General features: G+C 32.9%; 19 protein-coding genes and 1 other RNA gene. 17 read left to right on the top strand and 3 right to left on the bottom strand.

The annotated features are described in order from the left end of the window. The first annotated feature begins 9 nt into the window (after window positions 1-9). Both AP75_RS04955 and AP75_RS04960 read left to right on the top strand, forming a co-directional pair. Entirely contained in the window at window positions 10-1,551 is a 1,542-nt protein-coding gene (locus AP75_RS04955; RefSeq protein WP_088263739.1) for a glycoside hydrolase family 32 protein, read from the top strand. Between the two features lie 3 nt (window positions 1,552-1,554). Next, window positions 1,555-2,472 carry a carbohydrate kinase family protein gene (locus tag AP75_RS04960; protein ID WP_088263740.1) on the top strand — a complete coding sequence of 306 codons (918 nt, stop codon included), beginning with the start codon at window positions 1,555-1,557 and terminating at the stop codon, window positions 2,470-2,472. Window positions 2,473-2,637: 165 nt separating this feature from the next. On the opposite strand, the gene AP75_RS04965 is transcribed toward AP75_RS04960, so the two are convergent. Then, a complete protein-coding gene (locus AP75_RS04965; RefSeq protein ID WP_088263741.1) occupies window positions 2,638-4,095 on the bottom strand; it encodes an ATP-binding protein in 1,458 nt (485 codons plus the stop codon). 499 nt (window positions 4,096-4,594) lie between these two features. Between AP75_RS04965 and AP75_RS04970 the strand changes: the two genes are divergently transcribed. From AP75_RS04970 to AP75_RS05025, 12 genes are all read left to right on the top strand, one after another. Further along, window positions 4,595-5,836 (top strand): tyrosine-type recombinase/integrase, encoded by a 1,242-nt coding sequence (locus AP75_RS04970; RefSeq protein ID WP_088263742.1) that lies wholly within the window; start codon window positions 4,595-4,597, stop codon window positions 5,834-5,836. A gap of 14 nt (window positions 5,837-5,850) precedes the next feature. Next, on the top strand, window positions 5,851-6,579 hold the full coding sequence (locus AP75_RS04975) for a hypothetical protein (protein WP_088263743.1): 729 nt from the start codon (window positions 5,851-5,853) through the stop codon (window positions 6,577-6,579). A 78-nt stretch (window positions 6,580-6,657) separates the two neighbouring features. Further along, window positions 6,658-6,936 (top strand): helix-turn-helix domain-containing protein, encoded by a 279-nt coding sequence (locus AP75_RS04980; RefSeq protein ID WP_031504284.1) that lies wholly within the window; start codon window positions 6,658-6,660, stop codon window positions 6,934-6,936. A 75-nt stretch (window positions 6,937-7,011) separates the two neighbouring features. Further along, window positions 7,012-8,250, top strand: coding sequence for a primase-helicase family protein (locus AP75_RS04985; protein ID WP_088263757.1), 1,239 nt, complete (start codon window positions 7,012-7,014; stop codon window positions 8,248-8,250). A gap of 270 nt (window positions 8,251-8,520) precedes the next feature. Beyond that, entirely contained in the window at window positions 8,521-9,486 is a 966-nt protein-coding gene (locus tag AP75_RS04990; RefSeq protein ID WP_088263744.1) for a toprim domain-containing protein, read from the top strand. Window positions 9,487-9,724: 238 nt separating this feature from the next. After that, window positions 9,725-10,885, top strand: coding sequence for a hypothetical protein (locus tag AP75_RS04995; RefSeq protein WP_051872717.1), 1,161 nt, complete (start codon window positions 9,725-9,727; stop codon window positions 10,883-10,885). Between the two features lie 68 nt (window positions 10,886-10,953). After that, the gene (locus tag AP75_RS05000; protein ID WP_088263745.1) at window positions 10,954-11,721 is read left to right on the top strand and encodes a hypothetical protein; all 768 of its coding nucleotides are present in this window, start codon (window positions 10,954-10,956) and stop codon (window positions 11,719-11,721) included. 145 nt (window positions 11,722-11,866) lie between these two features. Further along, the gene (locus AP75_RS05005) at window positions 11,867-12,049 is read left to right on the top strand and encodes a hypothetical protein (protein ID WP_031501748.1); all 183 of its coding nucleotides are present in this window, start codon (window positions 11,867-11,869) and stop codon (window positions 12,047-12,049) included. 59 nt (window positions 12,050-12,108) lie between these two features. Next, complete coding sequence (locus tag AP75_RS05010; RefSeq protein WP_088263746.1) at window positions 12,109-13,164, top strand: hypothetical protein; 1,056 nt, start codon at window positions 12,109-12,111, stop codon at window positions 13,162-13,164. Between the two features lie 27 nt (window positions 13,165-13,191). Further along, window positions 13,192-14,736: a vitamin K epoxide reductase family protein gene (locus AP75_RS05015; RefSeq protein WP_088263747.1), complete on the top strand. Its 1,545-nt coding sequence runs from the start codon at window positions 13,192-13,194 to the stop codon at window positions 14,734-14,736. A gap of 3 nt (window positions 14,737-14,739) precedes the next feature. Next, window positions 14,740-16,941 carry a peptidase domain-containing ABC transporter gene (locus tag AP75_RS05020; RefSeq protein ID WP_088263748.1) on the top strand — a complete coding sequence of 734 codons (2,202 nt, stop codon included), beginning with the start codon at window positions 14,740-14,742 and terminating at the stop codon, window positions 16,939-16,941. Then, on the top strand, window positions 16,931-17,467 hold the full coding sequence (locus AP75_RS05025; protein ID WP_088263749.1) for a hypothetical protein: 537 nt from the start codon (window positions 16,931-16,933) through the stop codon (window positions 17,465-17,467). Before AP75_RS05020 ends, AP75_RS05025 begins: the two co-directional genes overlap by 11 nt. A gap of 97 nt (window positions 17,468-17,564) precedes the next feature. On the opposite strand, the gene ssrA is transcribed toward AP75_RS05025, so the two are convergent. Continuing rightward, window positions 17,565-17,964: a transfer-messenger RNA gene (gene ssrA / locus AP75_RS05030) on the bottom strand. A gap of 357 nt (window positions 17,965-18,321) precedes the next feature. On the opposite strand from ssrA, the gene AP75_RS05035 reads away from it, so the two are divergent. The 3 genes from AP75_RS05035 to AP75_RS05045 are packed head-to-tail and all read left to right on the top strand — an operon-like array spanning window position 18,322 to window position 20,671. Beyond that, a complete protein-coding gene (locus AP75_RS05035; protein WP_034766385.1) occupies window positions 18,322-19,119 on the top strand; it encodes a hypothetical protein in 798 nt (265 codons plus the stop codon). Further along, a complete protein-coding gene (locus tag AP75_RS05040; RefSeq protein WP_031501702.1) occupies window positions 19,119-19,880 on the top strand; it encodes a carboxypeptidase-like regulatory domain-containing protein in 762 nt (253 codons plus the stop codon). Before AP75_RS05035 ends, AP75_RS05040 begins: the two co-directional genes overlap by 1 nt. Window positions 19,881-19,939: 59 nt before the next feature. Next, window positions 19,940-20,671: an SIMPL domain-containing protein gene (locus AP75_RS05045; RefSeq protein WP_031501704.1), complete on the top strand. Its 732-nt coding sequence runs from the start codon at window positions 19,940-19,942 to the stop codon at window positions 20,669-20,671. Between the two features lie 3 nt (window positions 20,672-20,674). On the opposite strand, the gene AP75_RS05050 is transcribed toward AP75_RS05045, so the two are convergent. After that, window positions 20,675-21,193 (bottom strand): GNAT family N-acetyltransferase, encoded by a 519-nt coding sequence (locus AP75_RS05050; RefSeq protein ID WP_031501705.1) that lies wholly within the window; start codon window positions 21,191-21,193, stop codon window positions 20,675-20,677. Window positions 21,194-21,216 lie beyond the last annotated feature (23 nt).

Here is a 21,216-nt window from a genome sequence, read left to right on the forward strand (position 1 = left end):
TCAGAAATCATGACAATTAGAAAAATATATTTAGCATCTATATTGGCTTTGGCAACTATTTCTTGCCAGAATTCTGATACGATTGCAGATGTGAGTCCGGATGAAATTTTCAGACAGACCAACATCTATCCGCAACCTCCTAACCAATGGATGGGAACAGGTAATTCGTATTATACTGCCGGCTATGTGGGCGATGTGATGCCTTATTATGAAAATGGATTATTTCATCTTTTCTTCCTACACGATGCCAAAACAAAACCGGCAGGTGAAGGTTTTCACGACATTCACAGCTTTGAAACGACTGATTTTAAAGACTTCACTTATCAAGGAAGACAAATTCCTTACGGAACCTCTTCTGAACCTGATTTTGGAGTGGGAACTGGAAGTTTGGTAAAGGTTGGAAATACCTATTATTACTATTATACTGGGCACAATGCGAACGCTGCGTTTCTATCAAGCAATCCGCGGGAGAGTGTTCTACTAGCAACCAGTACGGATATGAAAAACTGGACGAAGGTCAAGGATTTTAAAATTACCGCACCGGTCGGCTATTATGACTACGAATTCCGCGATCCGCATGTGTTCTATAATTCTGAGGACGCTAAATACTGGATGTTAGTGTCTGCACAGACTTCAGATAAAAAAGCGGTGGTGCTGAAATTTACTTCTATTAACCCTGCAAGTGGCAATTGGACTGTGGAAAACCCAATTTATACGACCACTTCATCAGAAAATTACATTATGCTGGAATGTCCGGATCTTTTCAAAATGGGAAATTATTGGTATCTGCTATTTTCTGAAAACTGGAGCGGAAATACCGGAACCCACTACCGAATGGCCACATCGCCAAACGGTCCATGGATTACTCCTTCGAATGACCGATTAGATGGCTCTTATTTGTACGCAGCAAAAACTGTTTCAGATAATACCAATCGTTACCTAGTAGGTTGGACTGCCAGAAAAGTTCCTGAAAGCAATATTGGAGGAAAAGATTGGGCCGGAAATTTAGTAGCTCATCAATTAAGCCAGAACTCAGACGGAACTTTAGCTGTACGACCAATTTCCGCTGCACAATCTGTATTTGGTCAAAGTACCGAACTTTCCATAGATAAAATTACCGGAAATGTTTCCCATACTGGGAATAACTTTAATCTTTCAGGTGATTCAAAGGTGATGTTCGGGAAACTCCAAAAAGCCAATCAAATTAGTTTTTCCATTACTGCTTCAGGAAGTGGAAGATCGGGTTTGATATTGGCACAAGATCAAGAAGAGAATAGTGGATTCAAGATTTCTTTTGAACCATCTGCCAACCGAATTGCAAGTTACGTGTTAAGCAACGGAAGTGAAGATTTTGCCAATGCTTATCCTTTAACAGGGATTGCTGGAACCAATTATGATGTAACCATTCAAATGAGTAATGATGTCTGTGTGGTATATGTAAATGACAAAATCGCATTCAGTAACCGTATTTATGATGTAGTGAACAGAAAATGGAGTATTTTTGGAACTTCAGGCGGTAAATTTAGTAATATTAAAATCAAAAATCCATAGTTCATGTTTCTTAATAAAAAAATAAATGTAGTATGTTTCGGAGAGGTGCTCTTCGATGTTTTTGGTACGGAAAAGAAAATCGGTGGCGCACCGCTTAATCTCGCTCTTAGAACTGCTTCTTTCGGATTTCCGGTAGCGATGATCAGTTCGGTAGGCAACGATGAAGATGGAAAAGTGATTTGCGATTATACAAAAGAAAATAAATTGGATACCAGCGGAATCCTTACGACGCCTGATTACGAAACAGGAATTGTTAAGGTAACTCTTAATGAACGCGGCTCGGCAACTTATGAGATCAAATTTCCATCAGCTTGGGATTTTATTGAGGCCAATGAAAAGACCGATAGCATCGTAAAAAATGCCGACGTTTTTTTCTATGGAAGTCTTATTTGCAGAAATGAGGTTTCACAAAAAACACTTTTTACTTTGCTTGAAAACAACAACAAAATGTTCAAAGTTTTTGATGTGAACTTAAGAAAACCGTTTTATGATATTGCGCTTCTTGAAAGATTAATGAATAAAGCCGATTTTATTAAATTCAACGATGAAGAAATTCTGGAAATAGCGTCCGGATTAGGGTTCAATTCAGATGATCTCGAAGAAAATATTCATTTTATTTCACAAAAAACCCAAACGCCTTCGATCTGTGTGACTTTGGGAAAACATGGTTCTATAATGATATGGGAAGGAAAAATTTATCGCCATTCAGGATATCCTGTGGAAGTATCTGATACTGTTGGTGCTGGTGATTCATTTTTGGCAAGTCTCATTGTTCAATTATTATCCAAAAATAAACCAGAAGAAGCGATGGATTTTGCAAGTGCCGTAGGTGCCATTGTTGCAAGCAAGCCAGGAGCAAACCCCTTAATTAGTTCAACCGAAATCGAGCAATTCCTAGGAACGGCTTTTTCAGGCTTGTAATCGATTGACCAAAATATTATTTAAAAAAAATCCATCTCGGTTGTGAGATGGATTTTTTTTAAGTTGGTACTGATTGGGATTCATAATCAATGTTTTACAATCATCTAAAAATGAATGTTCACCAAATTTGTTCCCAATTTTAATTGAGATAGGGTAAAGTTTATTTTAAACCGCAGTTACATTGCTTTTGCTAGTCAAAGTATTGACCCCAACATTAAAAGCATAAAGTGAGGAGGGAATAAAAGAAATTGCCTTCTCATTATAAAAATTCTGGCCAAGTTTTTCAATTGTAGTCACTACGGCTTTGTCAAAATGATTAGCTTCGGTGAATTTCAATAAACTTTTTAGTTCTGCAGGTTTTGAAAAATACCGGTCACTCCATTTTATTTCAACTGCCCAAACAGGTTTGAAATGCTTGTTATCTACCAAAATCAAATCAACTTCGCCTTCGTATTTGCCATTTTTCCAGCGTGCATAATTGAGATCGAGGTTGTCGCGGTGCATCCATTGTGAAAGTATCGCGGTTTCCACCATGTTGCCCATTTCAGCATCGGTTTCCGAAACGGGAGAAAACAATGCAGTTCGCAGTGATGGATTGGTGAGATAAACCTTGAAACTGGTGATGCGCTTCAATCTTTTTGCATTTATATCTACCTTGTTCAGAACTTTTATGAGAAATGCAGATTCTAGATATTCCAGATATTTCTTAATGACATCTTTGGAAATCCCACTATCGCTGGACATGTTTTCGTAAGTAAATTCCATTCCGGTGTTATAGGCAATGTAGGTGAAAAAACGGTTCAGTTCCTGCACATCCCGAATTCCGTATAGGCTCGGCAAGTCGCGAAGCAAAACCTTGTCCACGATGTCGCTTTTCACAAACCGTCCCATATCTCCCTGAATTTTCTCGGAAAGTACAACTTCCGGATACCCGCCAAAATTGATATAGTGCAAAAACTCCTTATTGAGTGCCTTAATGTCCCGAGCAATCATGTAAGGTACTTTTATGTTTCCATATTCTATTTCTGATTGCGCTAATAGATGATTTTGATTTTTTAGGTGAATGTATTCCTGGAATGTCAGCGGAGGAAGCAGAAAATCCGTAAAACGACCTGCGCCACTCTCCGAACTGTGCCAGCGAAGCGCAGCCGCGGCAGAGCCCGAGACGATGAATTTAGTTTTTGGATAGGCGTCCACCAAAACTTTTAAATGCCGTTCCCAATCTTTTAAATATTGAATTTCATCGAAAAAAATGAAACAACCATCCGGATTATCAATTTTTACTGCGTCCATACAAAGGTTCACCACATCTTGCAGAGAGCGGTGGATATAGATCGGATTATCAATTCCGGCAAAGAAAATTTTATGTGCTTTTACGCCATCTTCCAAAAGTTGACCGATGGCATGAAACATCATTACCGTTTTCCCGACACGCCGAGGTCCCATGAGAACAACAGCCCGCCGAACCTCTTGCTCCGTAACAAAAGGGTAGAACAAATCGAAATACAGCCGGCGGTCCATCGCGGCGAAATGTTCGGGAATATTCCCAGTGAGCCACCACGGATTTTCGTATTGTAATCTTTCAGTAATTTTATTGGTAGGAATAAGACCTGTATTTGTCATAAAATTTCTTATTTCAATACAAATGTATGAAATAAGAAGATTGTAATATGCTTATTTGTGTAAAAAAATTAAAATAGAGCTTAAAAATTGATGTTTTTATTTTATTTAAACTATTTTATCAACATTTCCAAATGAGCTTCATCATTCAAGCCAAAGCCTAAAAGTTCAACTTTACCAAGAGTTTCGCTTACAATTGGTAATGGAATATATTACATTTTGGAAAAAACTCCTTTAACTTTTACAACAAAGAAAATAACAGGTTTACGGAAGCAGGAAAGATAAAATAATCTATTGAGTATAATTTAAAATAAAACCTCACACAACGATATGGATTGTATGAGGTTTAAGTGGAGTTGGAGGGAAATGAACCTATTGCAACTCAATATATCTTAAAATAAATAAATACACTATTAATCAATATTTTGCCTATATTTGTATATGTGAATATAGGTATTTTTTATATCTAAATATAGAAGTTGTAGCACCCAAACTAGCACCTATGAATTATACTTTCAAATTAAAGCAACCTTCTTCAGATAACGAAACTTTGATTTATTTTCGGTCTTATTTTGTAAACGAAAATAAAAATTTTATCTATTCTACAGGCGAAAAAATAACACCATCTGAATGGGATTTTGTAAACAGGCAACCAAATGATTTAAACGGACGAACAAAAAGGGCAGAGAATCATAGAAGCATTAAAAAACAATTAGATAGATACAGTGGTTATTTTACAGAAATTGTAAACCGTTATAAAAATATAAATGAGGAATTGACTTTAAATCTTTTGCGACAAAGATTTGATGAAGAATTCAAAAAAACAAAATCGAAAAATGATTTTTTTAGAATTTATGACGAATTTATTGAGGAAAAAGAAAATGATTACTCTGGAAATTCAATATCAAATTCAACGCTTAAACGCTACAAATGCAATAAAACTTTGTTGGAAGATTTTGAATCCAAAGCAAATCATAAATTATCACTTGGCAAATTCAATGATAACACATTCAATAAATTTTTAAAATTTTGCATTGAAGACAGAAAACATTCAGCAAATACCGTTCATAGAAATGTAGGGTTATTGAAAACTTTTTTACTTTGGGCTTTAAACAAAAAGTATAGTTATAATAATGATTTTATCAGTTTTAAGAAACCACCTAAATTCAGGACTGATGAAATTGCCTTGAATTACGAACAGGTTGAAACTATTTACAATCACGATTTTACGAAAAACAAAAGATTGGAAAGAGTTCGTGATTTATTTGTTTTTGGCTGTACTACGGGAATGAGATATGGTAATTACAGTACAATTTCCAAAAGTGATATTGATGGCGACTTTATCCGAGTAATTGATTTGAAAAGTAAATCTAAAAACTTAGCAATTCCTTTAAACAGCATCTCTAAATCTATTCTTGAAAAGTACGACTACAATTTGCCCAATATTACGAACCAAAAAATGAATGAGTACATTAAAGAAGTATTTCAAGAATTGGAGTTTACGGATGAAATCAAAAAAACAATGAAATACGGTGATGAATTAGTGGAAATGAAGTCTGAATTTTGGGAAAGAATTTCTTCCCATACCGCCAGAAGAAGTTTTATAACGATAATGAAAAATAAAAGAGTTCCAGATAAAGTGATTATGAGTTATACAGGACACACAAGTTTAGAAGTTTTCAACGCTTATTATAGACCAAGTGAAGAAGATAAAGTTAATTATATGAATGAAGTTTTTAAATAATCACTGTTTTAAGAATGAATGAAAAGAAACTATACGGACGTTGGTACATTTGGGAGGAGCTTGTGGGCTACCCAATGATGCTTTATTATTGGATTAAAGGAGATAGAATTAAAAAATTACTTTCCGAAAGAATTAGAAAAGCAAAACATAGAGCTGAACAGGAAGTATTAACAGAAAAAACAAAGAACGAATTCCTGATTGAATATGAAAAACTGGATAATTTTTTCAGTCAACACTTTAATGAAATCAGCCAATTTAACAGCCACAATTTTCAAGATAAGATTAACTATTGTCTACAGCAGTACAGAAAGGAATCAGCAAAAAAGTTGACTTCCTCAAATCTAATGAAATTACAGGGCAATTTTTTGACTGGTGCCGAAAAAACCCTATACCTGTACTTCCTTTTATATGGAGAAAGAAAAGCAAGTAATACTTTTATGTCGGTATTTTCAAGTGAAGAAAATTACAGTAAATTCATCTCCGTAATGAAGAATAATTCTTATCTGGATGAAAACAACAAGTTTGATATAAAAAAAATCTTCCTTGCAGGTGTTTTAACGTTTCTGCGAAACAAAGGCATTATAAAAAATGTAGATAATATTGAAATTGTGAAAGTCTTGAAAGCGGACTTTGATTTTGAAATTTCAACCCCTTCGTTTTCAAATGGAATACCCTATCCAACCAAAGATGAAGAAAAAAAGCTGTTTGATGATTTATCAATGGAATTTATGATTAAGTATTAAATTTTACTGAATTTACCATAATTCATAGATTAAAAACGCAAACAAGGAATATTTGTATAGAATTTTAAAACAAATGCTATGCAAACAACCAATCCATTTCAACCTATTATGGACGGATTAGAAGAGTTAAAAGAACTTATCCATTCCATAAAGAAAGAACCTGAAATCGAACTGAAAAAGAAATTTTATTCCTTTAAAGAGGCATCGGAAATTTTAAAGTTGGATTATCAGACCGTTCGCTCCCACGTTCTTAAGGGAAATATCAAAGCCGAAAAAATAGGCAGGTTTTACCGTATCAAGCATTTGGATTTGATGAATGCTTTAAATGAAGTGAAATCATTGAAGTATCGAAGATAAATCAGCTTGTTTGTTTATCCGAACCATCATTCTCTAACCTTCCGTATCTATTACGGAGTAAAAATCCATACAAAAATGCCCGAGAAAATTCCCTATTTACGAGTAGGCACGACCTATTATAAAACCATAGAAAAGCCGTTGATATCAGGAGATAAGATTTCAATATTGGTTCGCTGGAATCGGGAAACCATTATCAGCGATTATGGAAAAGTCTATGTTTCAAAAATTCCGAAATATGACGGTTTTTGTTGTATTCCTTCACATTTGGATTATCAGCAAATCATTGACGGATTCTACAATATGTACAATGAAATTCCATTTCAACCAAGTGAGGAAAACATAAATTCTGAAGCTTTAAAAGAAAAAATCCCATTTTCATTAAATTTTATGGAACATATTTTCGGAGAACAGCTGGAACTTGGATTGGATTATATCAAAATTTTGCTTCAATATCCTATCCAAATGCTTCCGATTCTTTGCCTTGTAAGCAAAGAACGCTCTACAGGAAAATCTACCTTTATCAAATGGCTGAAATCCATTTTCGGACTTAATATGACCTACATTAAAGGAGATTCTTTTAGTAGCCAATTTAACTCAGATTGGACTTCGATGCTCGTTGTTGCGATTGATGAAGTATTCTTTGACAGGAAAGAAATCACAGAACGTTTAAAATACCTTTCCACCACCAATAAAGATAAAATGGAAGCCAAAGGAAAAGATAGAGAAGAAGTAGATTTCTTTGCCAAATTCATCTTATGTTCCAACAATGAAGACAATTTTATTCAAATTGATGAAAACGAGATTCGTTTCTGGATACTGAAAGTAAAACCGATAAAAACGGAAAATACAGATTTTTTGAATCGCTTAATTGCTGAAATTCCCTATTTATTGCGATTTCTGATTAAAAGACCTTTTCATTCCCATAAAAAGACAAGAATGTGGTTTTCGGCTACGGAAATCAGAACCAAAGCTTTGCAAAAACTCGTTTGGAAAAATAACAATCAATTGGAATCTAAAATGCTGGAGCTTTTCTACGAGTTTTTTGAAAGCCGTGAAGAATTGGAAATTCAGGTTGTTCCGCAGGATGTTCTCAATATGGTGAACAAAATGTTCAAGCCTTATTTCTGGACAAGGAACGATATCAGAAAATTGCTGAAAGACATCTGGAATTTAGAACCGCAGACCAATGGCTTAGCCTATATAAGATATGACATTGATTATGCCGGAATTTTCTATCAGAACAATTCCATTGGCAGATATTACACCATTAAAAAAGATTTTATCCTTGAAAAATATGTTGATTTGTTGAATTGAAGGCTAATGAAAATAAAATCAATTACTTATCATTCAACAAAGTATTCAACAAACTTTTAAGACGTGATTTTTGTTGAGCGTTTGTTGAGAGAATAAAATCAAGTTTGTTGAAACGTTGAGAGTTTGTTGAGAGCATATCTATTTGTTTGATAAATGATTATGGCTTTTTCTCAACAATTCAACAAAAATTTCACAAAATCAAATCCGACCAACTGAACCTTTCAAACACATCATTAAAATTCAGAAAATAATTAGAAAACTTATTACATTATGAACTGTAAACAATTTAACAGCATATCGTTGGAAGAAGTACTCCAAAATCTCGGACACCTTCCCACGAAACAAAATGAAAAAGAAGCCTGGTATCTTAATCCTTTCGGAGCAGAAAACCACGCCTCTTTTAAGCTCGATAAAAGACAGAACCTCTGGTTTCTGCATTCGGAAGGAATTGGCGGAACCAATACCGATTTTATGCAAAAATATCTGAACGCTTCTGTAAAAGAGGTTTTGGAGTGGGCGGAGAAACAACATTTTTCTTCTTTTCAATCGCAAAACAAAATCCAAGCTCCAAACCAAAACCCTAAACAAGAACCCTCAAATTATCAAATCAGGGAAATCAAAGAGCTTCAAAATGAAAGTTTAAAAAATTATCTACATGAAAGAGGACTTTCGCACAATATCTATCCGTTAGTTAAAGAAGTGCATTTTAAAATGGAAGATAAAAGCTTTTATGCCATCGGCTTTGAAAATCTTTCCAAAGGCTGGGAACTGCGAAACCAATATTACAAAGGTGCAATTTTGAAAAAGGATATTTCCATTATCAGTTTGAAAGATAAAAGCGATTTTAAGAATCAAAACGAAAACAGGAAAGACAGAAAAAACGTTGCCGTTTTCGAGGGTTTTATTGATGCTTTGTCGTTTATCGAGTTGCGAAAATCCTATTCAGGAGATTTGTTGGTAATGAATTCCGTTGCTTTGCTAAACAAGACCAAAGAAAACTTGAAAAGCTATTCGGAAATCAATCTTTTTCTGGACAATGACAATGCAGGAAAGAAATGCAGAAATGAGATTTTGCAATCCTTTCACAACGCTAAAGATTTTTCGGAAATCTACCACAATCACAAAGATTTGAACGAATTTTTGATTGAACGAATCAAAAGAGAAACCGAAATCCGACATCAAAAAGAACAGGAAGAACAACAGCAGAATGTTCAGGGTTTTAGACGAAGAAGATAAAAAAAATCCCAACATACTAAGTTATTAAAAATAATGCAGGGTGTATATTTTTTTACCAACTGTATGCAAAAGTTAGGAGCGCATTCGCAACTTTGAAGGTCGTTACTCTCCCAACAAAGTTTCTTCTGCGCTCTGCGAGGCTTTTAACCTGTAAAAAATAATGCAGGGTTCAGGAATTAAAACAAATGAAGCTGTATCATCATGCGAATATACATTGATATAAATAATAAATACATAAATGAAAACATCGATTAATTTCAAAGCGGTGCAATCCGATTCTGAAACTCATAATTTTAGGAAGAAAACTTTTGATTATGTCCGCAAAGATTTGACCAAAAACAACGAATCTTGGATTGAAGAAAAAATAGCAGACCGAATCCAAAAAATCGAAAATTACTGCAAAGAAAAATCGGGCAGAAAATTACAGAAAAACGCAATGCCGATTCGGGAAGCAGTCGTTTTGATAAAAGAAAATACCACGATGCAAGACCTGCATAACTTGTCAAAAAGGTTGGAGGAAGAATTGGGAATCCGTATTTTCCAGATTGCCATTCATAAAGATGAGGGGCATTACGATAAAGACACCAATGAATGGAAGCCAAATCTTCACGCTCATTTGGTCGCAGATTGGCAGGATTTGCAAACTGGAAAAACCTTAAAACATCAATCTTTTCATTATTCCAAAATGCAGGATTTAGCTGCGGAATGTTTAGAAATGGAAAGAGGTGTTTCAGGTTCATTAGCAAGATTGGAGACGGTAGAATTTAAAATCAAGAAAAAGGAAGAAGATTTGAAAATTTTGGAAGAACGATACAGTCAAATGCAACAAGAGATGGAATCTAAAAAAGCAGAAGATTTGATTATAAAGGAAACTGATTTTTTGGGTTTTCAGAAAATAAAAACGGACAAAACGATTGAAAACTACAAAAAGGCAATCAAAACTAATAATATCCTACTTCTAAAAAACAAAACAGAGCTGGACTCCAAAGAGAAACAGATAGCAGAACTCAATAACAAGATTGAAAGTCTGAAAAAAGAAGTTTTATTTTTCAAAAGCAAAAACTCCACGCTTCTAACCAATGAAACCGTTTTTGCTGTTGAAAAGAAAAAATACTTGGATTCTGTAGAGCATACACTTAAAAAAGCCATTTTGCAAGAAAGTATAAAAATCCCGAATCTGCAAAATCTAAATGACACTGAGCTAAAAGATAAAATGTTTGAAATATTGGAAAAAACTTCAAAAGAAAACCAAATACCAGTTTCTGCTTTTGAGGAGATTTTCGAAGATAAAGAGAAAATTTTTCGTGTGTTCAATCTGATGCAATTCAGATATATGGAAGACGATCGAATAAAAAAAGTTGAGGACGATATAACAAAGAAGAGCGGATTGAGAAGGTAATTGAAAAATAAAATTAGTAATTTTGACTATTTTTATATAGAATATAATAAGGGGGTAGTTGTTTGTATATGAAATACTTAATTTTTATATTTTTTAGTATCATAACTTATGGGCAAAATATAGTTTCGGGGAATGTTTCATCGGAGAATGGCTTTATAATACAAAATGTATTAGTAATCAACATAAAAACAGGAAGTAAAACATATACTAATAATGAAGGGAGCTTTAAAATTAAAGCCAATGTAAATGACGAGCTACGATTTATAATAGAAAATTATGAGAGAGGTTCAAAAGTTGTTAAAAATAATGACTTCTTAAACTCCATATCTATTCAGCTTGTTAGAGTTCCTATTGAGATTCAAGAAGTAAAAGTAGTTGCTAAACCCACAGGGGATTTAGAAAAAGATTCTAAAAAATTTAGTGTTGATAAAAAAACAACAGAGTTAAATGTTGCAATGAACAAATATATGAAGGAAAAACTTACTGAAGTACTACCTAAAAATAGTATTCCATCTTCCTTTGCACCTCCAAACTTATATGCTGGTCAAGTGAATTTACTAAGTATTTTAGGGTTCATTATTAATCCAAAAGAATCTTTAGGAATTAAAAATGATAAAATATTAAATTTTAGTGAAACTAACGAATTTTATAAAAAAGTGAAAGAAAGCTTTTATGGAAAATACTATATAGATTATGGGCTTGATGAATTTGAATTTGAAGCATATATTATTTATTTAGATAAAAAATATAAACTAGCAGAAAGGTATTATAATAATTTTAATAAAGTTGAAATTGAAAGAGTATTAAAAAATTCATTGAAAGAATTTGTTAAATAGGACAATCAGAGACCTTATTTTAAAAGTGAAACTGATAGTATATATGTCTTTTATGAATTTATATGTGCTAATAAAAAATATTTTTTGCAGTATTAAATTATTTTCATACTTTAGCAAAGTATAACAAAATAAAAATATTTATTCTATGAAAAATTTACAAGATTTACAAAACAAAGGAACAAAACTGTCTAAATCAAAAATGAGAAAAATTGGTGGTGGCTTATTTGGTATTTTCTGTATAACAGGTATTCTTGATGGAATTCCAGGAAATACACACTTTAGTTGGGGTTCTTGTCCAAAATCAGTTCAACCAATGGGACAAAATTAAGATTGGTGAAAATCTAATAATATGCCCTTAATTGGGCATATTTTTTTTATACTATTAGCATGAAGAAATACCTTATTATAATTTGTAGTTTTTTTTACATAATATTCAGCTCTCAAGTTGTTATTAATAGTAAAAACAAACAACCTATATCAAATGTTGCTACTTTATCAAAAAATGGACAGATTCTTGGAGTATCTGATAAGGATGGAAAAATAACTATTTCTACCAAAGAAAATGAGTATAGAGTATTAGACTCCGATACCATTGAATTAACTCATACAAATTTTGAAACACAGAGAATGATTTGGAAAAAATTCAAAAGCCAAGCTACATTTTCATTAAATCCTGTTGAGAATATTGAAGAAGTAGTGGTTTATGCTCAAAATCCTAATTATCTCGTTCTTAGAGCTTATTTTATTTCATACCAACTAATAGATGATACTCCTCAATCTTTTTCTGATGGCATTATTGAATACTATATTTCATTATCAAAAAATAAAATAATCAATTATAATATTCTTGAAACTCGAATTTATAAAAACACTGCATTTATCTATGATTTTTACAAAAAAATGGGTAATACAACATTAAGCATGGGTTCACAAATTCTACCATTTAGTTTTAACGAAGAAGTGCTTTTGAATCGTTGGAATGATTTTAACATAACTCAAAACGATGAAATAAAATTAAAAGATAAAATCATAGGTAACATTGAAAAAAATAATAACAGTTCAAATATTTTCATTGAATACTATACCCCTTCAAGAATTCGAGAACAGTCTTTGTTAGGAATGTCCTCTAAAGTTGTAAATTATAACATTTCAGAAAGTTTTTATTCTGATGACCCATCAATCAAAAACATTCAAACTATCTCAAAATACTATAAAAGTTTTATTACACAGAAAAAAAATAGTTTTAAATATGAATTGATTCAAAATGTTCAGATTTTGGGAAGGAAATTTTTATCAAAAAACGATTTTGAAAAGCTTAAAACAAATCTCAATCATTCTGAGAAAACAAAATATATAAATAATTATTGGGAACAAGAAGAGTTAATGAAAATACCATTATCTATAAAAAATCTTTTAAATAATAAACTTGAAATGGTAAAATAAATTACCTAAATGTAAACTAAGACATTTATGACAGAATTTTTACTAAATGAGCTTATTCGTTTAAATGGCTATATAGTTAATGGAAAACGATTTAATGAATATTTTTTATCTCATCCTGATTATCCTAGTTTGTCAGCCATTGAAAATACTTTTGATACCTTTCATATAGAAAATGTCATATCCAAATTTGAAAATGAGCATTTTGAAGATTTGCCTGAAGTATTTATTTCTTCATTGAAGAACCATTTTTCTGATTTGGTTTTAATAATAAAAAAAGATTCAGAGGTACTTGTAATTGATAAGCAAAATAAATCATTTACATTTGGTTTTGATGAATTTTTAAAACAATGGACAGGAATAGTAGTAGCTATTGAAAAGAAAGAAGAACCTACCCATATTGATACACCATCTGATAAAAATCAATTCAAGCAATCGCTTAAATTTATCGCATTGGGGATTATTGGTCTTATCTTGGGTTATTCTTTGTGGAAATTCAGTATTTCAGAAGTTGCCTATATTGTAATATCCCTTGTAGGGCTATATTATTGTTTTGAGATTTACAAAAATAAGCATGGCGAAAAATCCATTATTGTAGATAAAATCTGCAATGATGAAAAAGAGGAAAGCTCATGCCAACAACTCATGCAATCAGACCAAATAAGCATTTTTGGATTAAAGCTCTCTGATATTGCCTTGTTTTACCTTCTTACAACAAACATTCTGGGGTTATTCATTAATACTACTCAATTTCTAATCATCATATTATCTGTTGTAAACTTCCCTGTAATAGCTTATTCCTTATACATTCAGCTAGTTAAAGAGAAAAAGCTATGTAAAGTATGCCTGATATTAATTTTTATTCTACTTATTCAGTCAGGAATAAGTTTGTTTTATTTTAATTATTCTTTTTCGGTAGAGGTTTTGATATTGGGTGCTATATATTTTCTTTCAATCCTTCCTTTATACATTTTTATTAACAAAACAATTGATGAAAAGAACAAACTGAAAAATGAAAATACCATCAATCTCAGATTTAAAAGGAATTATGATATTTTTAAAAGAGAATTACTTACAACATCAAAAATTGGATTTGAGTATCAAAACTTATTCTTTTTAGGAAATAAGGATGCAAAAGTTCATTTTACACTTATCTCCAATCTTGAATGTAAATTTTGTGGAGAGGCACATAAGATTCTAAAAAAGCTCTATTTAGAAAATGGAAATGATAAATCTTTTCAAATCAGATTTAATTATTCTGATGAAAAAATGTCTATTCAAATTGAGAACATCTTTAAAACATTGCTTCATTTATATTCATCAACTGAAAAGCAATTTTTAGAAGCATTGGATTTTTGGTATAAAGAAAGAAATTATAATGCTTTTATAAAGAAATTTGGGTTATATAATAATCAAAGTATAGACCTCATTCAGAAAATAAGGAATGAGAACTTGAACAAAGGACTTAATTTTACTCCAGCTTTTTTAGTTAATGGATTTATATTTCCTGAAAAATATGAGAAAGAAGATATTTTGTATTTCGCACAGGATTTAGTAGATGATGAAGAAATTTAAAAAATGAAATCAAAAAATTTCCCTTTCTATAAACAACCTGATGCTAAAGATTGTGGGCCTAGTTGCTTACGAATTATCTGTAAACACTATGGTAAAACAGTACCCTTACAACATATAAGAAAATTAGCTGAAACCACAAGGGAAGGCAGTAATTTATCAGGATTGAGCGAAGCTGCTGAAAGTTTAGGCTTTGATACTCTTGGAATGAAAATCAATTTTGAGGTATTAAAAAATGATACTCCACTACCATGTATTGTACATTGGAAAAAAGTACATTATGTGGTTGTTTATGAAATTGATAACAAAGATAATACTGTTTATGTTTCAGACCCTGCTTATGGTTTAATATCTTATTCTAAAGAAGATTTTATCAAATCTTGGATTGGAGAAGAAGCAGACGAAACTACTGAAGAAGGTATTATTTTGGCTTTGGAAGCCACGCCAAAATTCTTTCAAACCAAATTTAAAGATAGTGAAAATAAAGCCAGTATTTCATTTCTTTTAAAATACCTGATAAAATATAAAAGGCTCGTAATACAGCTAATTATTGGGCTTTTGATAGGAAGTTTATTAACCCTAGTATTTCCATTTCTTACTCAAAGTATTGTAGATATTGGAATAAAAAGTCAGGATTTAAACATTATATATCTTATTCTTTTAGCACAAGTAATGTTATTTATAGGAAAGATGGGTTTTGATATAGTGAGAAGCTGGATTTTACTGCATCTTTCTACAAGAATTAATATATCCATCGTTTCAGATTTTTTCATTAAACTGATGAAACTTCCCATTAGTTGCTTTGATACGAGAATGACAGGAGATATATTACAAAGAATAGACGACCATCATAGAATTGAGCAGTTATTAACCAATACTTCTCTGAATATTTTGTTTTCATTGGTTAATCTTGTTGTTTTTAGTGCTGTACTGTTTTTCTACGACTACAGACTATTTCTTGTATTTCTTTTAGGAGCTGTTCTGTATATGGCTTGGGTTTTATTCTTTTTCAAAAAGAGGAAACTATTAGATTATGAGAAATTTGGTCAGATGTCTCAGGAGAGAAGCAAAGTAATAGAGCTGATTAATGGAATGCAGGACATCAAACTGCATAATGCTGAAAGGAAAAAAAGATGGGCTTGGGAATCCATACAGTTGGAACTGTTCAAAATTAAAATAAAGTCTCTTTCTTTAGAACAATGGCAGTCTGTGGGTGGAAATTTTATCAATCAAATGAAAGATGTTTTTGTGAGCTTTCTTTCTGCTAAATTGGTTTTAAGTGGTAATCTTACTTTAGGGATGATGCTTTCTGTTCAGTATATCATTGGGCAGTTAAACAGCCCTCTGTTACAGCTAATTGAATTTATTAAGCAATCACAGGATGCCAAAATATCTTTAGAGCGATTGGGAGAAATCCATGATAAAGAAGACGAGGAAAACAAAGATGAGCAATATACTACTGAAATTCCTAAAAAAGACATTCAAATAAAAGATGTTTCTTTCAGATATATAGGTTCAGAGGATTTTATTTTTGAAAATCTTAATCTGAATATTCCTTATCAAAAAACTACTGCTATTGTTGGTGCAAGTGGGAGTGGGAAAACTACATTACTGAAATTGTTACTGAAATTCTATGAACCTGTTAATGGAGAAATAAAAATAGGAAATACCAATATCAATACAATTTCTCCAAAATTCTGGAGGGAACATTGTGGCGTAGTGATGCAGGAGGGTTATGTTTTTAATGATACCATTGCTGAAAATATTGTAGTTGGCGATGATAATATAGATGAAGAGAAATTAAAAAAATCAATTGAAATAGCTAATATTAAAGATTTTGTTGATGGTTTACCCCTCCATCAAAATACACAAATTGGAAATGAAGGTATAGGAATGAGTGGAGGACAAAAGCAAAGATTGTTTATTGCAAGGGCTGTATATAAATCCCCTGAATATATCTTTTTTGATGAAGCTACAAGCTCTTTAGATGCCAAAAATGAAAGAGTTATCATGCAAAATCTAAAACAATTTTTTGAAGGTAAAACAGCCATTGTAATTGCTCATAGATTATCTACTGTTAAAAATGCAGATAAAATTATTGTGTTGGATAAAGGAAAAGTAGTGGAAGAAGGTACACATAATGAATTAGTAACAATGCAAGGAGAATATTATCGTTTAATTAAAGACCAGTTAGAACTTGGAAACTAAAATAGAAAGAGAAAATCTCAATGATTCAGAATTGCGTTCAACAGGTGTGCAAAATCTATTGAATAAACTTCCTTATTGGCTAATCTTAAAGGGAAACTTTTTAATTTCTGTAATATTGATTATTTTTTTATTATTCATAGGATATTCTGTAAAATATCCTGAATTTGTTAATTCTAAAATAACTATTATTCCTCAAAATATTCAAAATAATAACCAGAAAAATAAGACTATAGCAGGATTGCTTACAGTTTCTAAAAGTGATTCAAAAAAAATAAAAATAGGTCAAAAGGTTATTATTAAATTGTATGACTTCCCCTATCAGGAATATGGAGTACTGGAAGGACAAGTACATAATACATCACTTATTCCTAACGGAAAAAATGACTTTTATGTAAATGTATATTTTCCTAAAGGCTTAAAAACTTCTTTTGCTAAAAACATTCCTTCTAACAAAGAACTTAAAGGAAGTGCTGAAATTGTTATTAATACAGAATTAATTAAAAAACTTTTCAATCAAATCAAATAAAGTAAGCGATACGAGATAAACTTTCAAATGATATATTAGCACCTTAAATAGCGCCTGAAAATAAAAAACCCTGTAAATCAATATTTTACAGGGATTTTCGTGGAGTTGGAGGGATTCGAACCCTCGTCCAAACAAGCAACACGTAAGCTTTCTACATGCTTATTCTGTGTTTGGTTTTCGATCGTAAACAGAGCACAGACACCCAATTTACGACTTATCTTCTTTAGTTTTCGTGCTTTGGCCGAAGTTTCCAAAACCTTATTTCCGCATTGCTATACCCCGGAATCAGACGTCGCGAAACAGAACTTCTGCGGGATATCTTGCTTCCTTACTATACTTCGGGAAAACGCTGAATCCTACTGTAATTCGGATTAAGCTGCAAGAGCAAACTCTTGGTCGCCAGTTAAAATTGTGTAGCAAGGGATTAAAGAGATCGCGCTACGGTTCTCTGCATGCTTACTTACCCATTGATCTTGCTGTCGAAACCAGTCAACCCCAATTTTTTGTAAGAGTGCAAAGATAAACAAAAATTATTCCTAACTGCAAAAAATTAGGGCGTGTCCTTCCGTCGGTCATTTTGCCGCGCCCGCCTTCGGCGGGCGCGGCGTCATTTCCTCCTTCAGGCCGGGCTTTCCGCTATATCTTTTTCAGTAGCGGCGGCGGAGCCGCCGCTACTGAAAAAGGATGCCGCTTCTATCCCTCACGCGAGAGCAGTGTTTCCCGATCACCCGGATTCCCAAAATATTTAACGTTTAAGCGAAGAGAACTTTCTAAAAAAATTCATAAAAGCGTTAACGGAGGTTAAACTTTAAAAAGTGTAGTTAAAAAAAATTACTTTTAATAAAAATTTGCCAATGAAACCAAAATTACTCCTTCTATTTCTGCTAGTTTGCTCGTCTCTTTTGTTTTCTCAGGAATATATTTTTGGGAAAGTTTCTACCGACTTGGGGGACAAACTTCCCGATGCTGTGGTGATCAATATGAGAACCGATGAGAAAATTGTTTCAGATCGAGATGGAAACTTTATGATAGCAGCCAAAAATGGCGATGAAATTCGTGTTTTGAAAAATACTTACGAAAGATTTGTACAAAAAGTTTCGAGCGAAAATTTCTTAAAACCATTGAATGTTACATTGTCCAAAGCGCCTTATTTAATTGAAGAAATCGAATTGGCATTTCAAGCCACGGGAAATCTGAAAAAAGATGTGAAATCCCTAGATCCACCGAAAAGGGTAGTTGCGTTAAATTCCTCGATGGATTTTTATATGAAGTCACCGTTAACCGAAGTGGTACCGAAACTTTCAACGCCTTCCGCATTTGCTCAACCGAATTATAATGCAGGCCAAGCTGACCTTCTGAAACTGGCTTCTGCTTTGTCAGGTTTGTTTAATAAAGCCACACAACAACCGCTTACGAAAGCCAACTATGCCGAAACCCAGGAGTTTTACCGCAGAATTAAAACTACGATGGATTTGAGTTTTTATACCAATCAAGGTTGGGATGAGGAGGAAATCGACCGTTTCTTGATTTATGCAGATCGTTCGTATGAATTGGCCAAAAAGTACCGAAAATCATTTGATGTTGCACAAATCAGTGCGGAGATGAAAATGGCTTACGCGGAATACATTAAAACCAGAAAAATTGGCTCTTGATGACCCGGTTTCTTGTGCTGATTATGATTTATTTTTCGCAGCATGTTTTCTCTCAAATTGTTTCAGGCATTGTTACTGATGAAGATGGACGTCCATTACCTGCGGTTTTGGTGATTAATGTCTCAACCAATCAGAAAACTACAACCAATCTTAATGGTGAATTTTCAATAGAGGCTTCACCGCAAAACGAATTAAGATTTGTGCGAAATGGTTTTGAGCGGAATTCACACATTATCAAAGAAATTGATTTTAATAATCCTGTTAAAGTTTCCCTTTTAAGAATGATTGAAGAAATTGAAGAGGTAAAAGTTTCTTCGTTGAAATTAACCGGTGATTTGAATAAAGATTCCAAAAGCTTAACTAAAATAGACAAAACTGCACAAGTTGAGAAAGCAGTTGGAATTCCGGGACCACCAGAAAAACCTCGAGAAAAACCTGCGGAATTTAAAAAAGATGTACTGTATTCATTACTTTCTTTAAGCGTTAAACCGCAGGCGATTTATGATTTAATTAGCGGTGATGCAAGACGCATGAAGGCAGAATATCGCTATGAAGATCTACAAGAAAATATAAGCTGGATACGACAACGTATCGACGATGATTATTTTGTCAAAATGGGGATTCCTCAGGGAAAAATTTCCGAATTTCTGCAATTTTCAATTGGATTAAAGCCTGAAATTAATCAGTTCATTAAAGCAAAAAATCTGTCGAAAATACTTTTCATTTTAGAAGATACTTTACCAGTTTACCTGCATAAATAATCCGATTTCTAAAGAAGAAGGAATACTTTTTGTTACTCATTTTGAAATAATTATAAATCATGAACAGAAATATCATTGCCATCGCCATTGCTTCTTTAGGTTTCGTTATTGGGTTAGCCTTGTTGGGAAACGCCATTAAAAATCGAAATAAATCTGAAAATACCATTTCTGTAACGGGATTGGGAACCAAGAAATTTACTTCAGATTTAATCGCGTGGAGCGGGAATTTCTCGAGAAACAGTTTTGAACTGAAATCTGCTTACGACGAATTGGCCAACGATAAAAAAATTATTGAAAATTATTTGGTTTCAAAAGGAATTCCGAAGAATGAAATGGTTTTTTCGGCGGTAGATATTCAGAAGCAATTTAATTATTCCACCGATGTCAATGGTAGAAGTCAACAAACTTTTGCGGGATATCAACTTTCTCAAACCGTTTCTATTGAAAGTAAAAACGTGGCTAAAATTGAGAATTTGTCCAGAAATATCACTGAAATCATTAATTTAGGCATTGAGTTTACTTCTTCGCCACCGAATTATTTTTATACCAAATTGGCAGATGTGAAGCAACAAATGATCGCTGATGCCACCAAAGATGCGAAACAACGCGCCGAGAAAATCGCTGAAAATGCAGGGAGTTCCTTAGGCAATTTGAAAAAAGCTACTATGGGAGTTACGCAAATTACCGCACCTAATTCTACTGAAGAATATTCGTACGGAGGTACTTTCAACACAGCTTCCAAAGATAAAGAAGCAAGTATTACGATTAAACTCGAGTATGAGGTGGATTAATTGCTAAAGTTTTCGATAGACGATATCGTAGATTTCCTCTTTGATCCATTCTAGTTTTTCGGGTTGCCAATTGGCCAATAACCAAAGGTTTAATGGGGATTTTCCTTCGCCATAACTCGGTTGGATGTACTGTTCATCAATGATTCTGAATCCGTTTCTTTTGTAAAATTCGATTCGGCGTTGCGCATCGTCGTTCAACGTTTCCGGTTCTGCTTCGAGGATGATATGGGAATAATCTCTGAACAAATCGGCAATAATTTCTGAACCATATTTTAAACTACGGTATTCTGAAAAAATCTCGAAATGCTCCACAAATACCGAATTGCTGAGTTCCCAAACGATGAGGTAACCAATATTTTTGAGGTCTTTCAGTACAGAAAAAACTTTTACATTCGGATTAGAAAATAAGGATTGAAATTGTTTTTCGCTGCGTCTTTCATCTTCGGGAAAGGTTTCGCAATAAGATTGGAAAATCTGTTGAGCTCGAAAATCATCAAAAGAATGCACCTGTAAATATTCCATTACCATAAAATCATTAACTTATC

Source organism: Kaistella haifensis DSM 19056 (genome assembly GCF_000735695.2).
GTDB lineage: Bacteria > Bacteroidota > Bacteroidia > Flavobacteriales > Weeksellaceae > Kaistella > Kaistella haifensis.

Excerpts from the sequence above, each read along its gene's own strand:
- AP75_RS04955 (WP_088263739.1), top strand. The coding sequence starts at position 10 with ATGACAATTAGAAAAATATATTTAGCATCTATATTGGCTTTGGCAACT.
- AP75_RS04960 (WP_088263740.1), top strand. The coding sequence starts at position 1,555 with ATGTTTCTTAATAAAAAAATAAATGTAGTATGTTTCGGAGAGGTGCTC.
- AP75_RS04965 (WP_088263741.1), bottom strand. The coding sequence starts at position 4,095 with ATGACAAATACAGGTCTTATTCCTACCAATAAAATTACTGAAAGATTA.
- AP75_RS04970 (WP_088263742.1), top strand. The coding sequence starts at position 4,595 with ATGAATTATACTTTCAAATTAAAGCAACCTTCTTCAGATAACGAAACT.
- AP75_RS04975 (WP_088263743.1), top strand. The coding sequence starts at position 5,851 with ATGAATGAAAAGAAACTATACGGACGTTGGTACATTTGGGAGGAGCTT.
- AP75_RS04980 (WP_031504284.1), top strand. The coding sequence starts at position 6,658 with ATGCAAACAACCAATCCATTTCAACCTATTATGGACGGATTAGAAGAG.
- AP75_RS04985 (WP_088263757.1), top strand. The coding sequence starts at position 7,012 with ATGCCCGAGAAAATTCCCTATTTACGAGTAGGCACGACCTATTATAAA.
- AP75_RS04990 (WP_088263744.1), top strand. The coding sequence starts at position 8,521 with ATGAACTGTAAACAATTTAACAGCATATCGTTGGAAGAAGTACTCCAA.
- AP75_RS04995 (WP_051872717.1), top strand. The coding sequence starts at position 9,725 with ATGAAAACATCGATTAATTTCAAAGCGGTGCAATCCGATTCTGAAACT.
- AP75_RS05000 (WP_088263745.1), top strand. The coding sequence starts at position 10,954 with ATGAAATACTTAATTTTTATATTTTTTAGTATCATAACTTATGGGCAA.
- AP75_RS05005 (WP_031501748.1), top strand. The coding sequence starts at position 11,867 with ATGAAAAATTTACAAGATTTACAAAACAAAGGAACAAAACTGTCTAAA.
- AP75_RS05010 (WP_088263746.1), top strand. The coding sequence starts at position 12,109 with ATGAAGAAATACCTTATTATAATTTGTAGTTTTTTTTACATAATATTC.
- AP75_RS05015 (WP_088263747.1), top strand. The coding sequence starts at position 13,192 with ATGACAGAATTTTTACTAAATGAGCTTATTCGTTTAAATGGCTATATA.
- AP75_RS05020 (WP_088263748.1), top strand. The coding sequence starts at position 14,740 with ATGAAATCAAAAAATTTCCCTTTCTATAAACAACCTGATGCTAAAGAT.
- AP75_RS05035 (WP_034766385.1), top strand. The coding sequence starts at position 18,322 with ATGAAACCAAAATTACTCCTTCTATTTCTGCTAGTTTGCTCGTCTCTT.
- AP75_RS05040 (WP_031501702.1), top strand. The coding sequence starts at position 19,119 with ATGACCCGGTTTCTTGTGCTGATTATGATTTATTTTTCGCAGCATGTT.
- AP75_RS05045 (WP_031501704.1), top strand. The coding sequence starts at position 19,940 with ATGAACAGAAATATCATTGCCATCGCCATTGCTTCTTTAGGTTTCGTT.
- AP75_RS05050 (WP_031501705.1), bottom strand. The coding sequence starts at position 21,193 with ATGGAATATTTACAGGTGCATTCTTTTGATGATTTTCGAGCTCAACAG.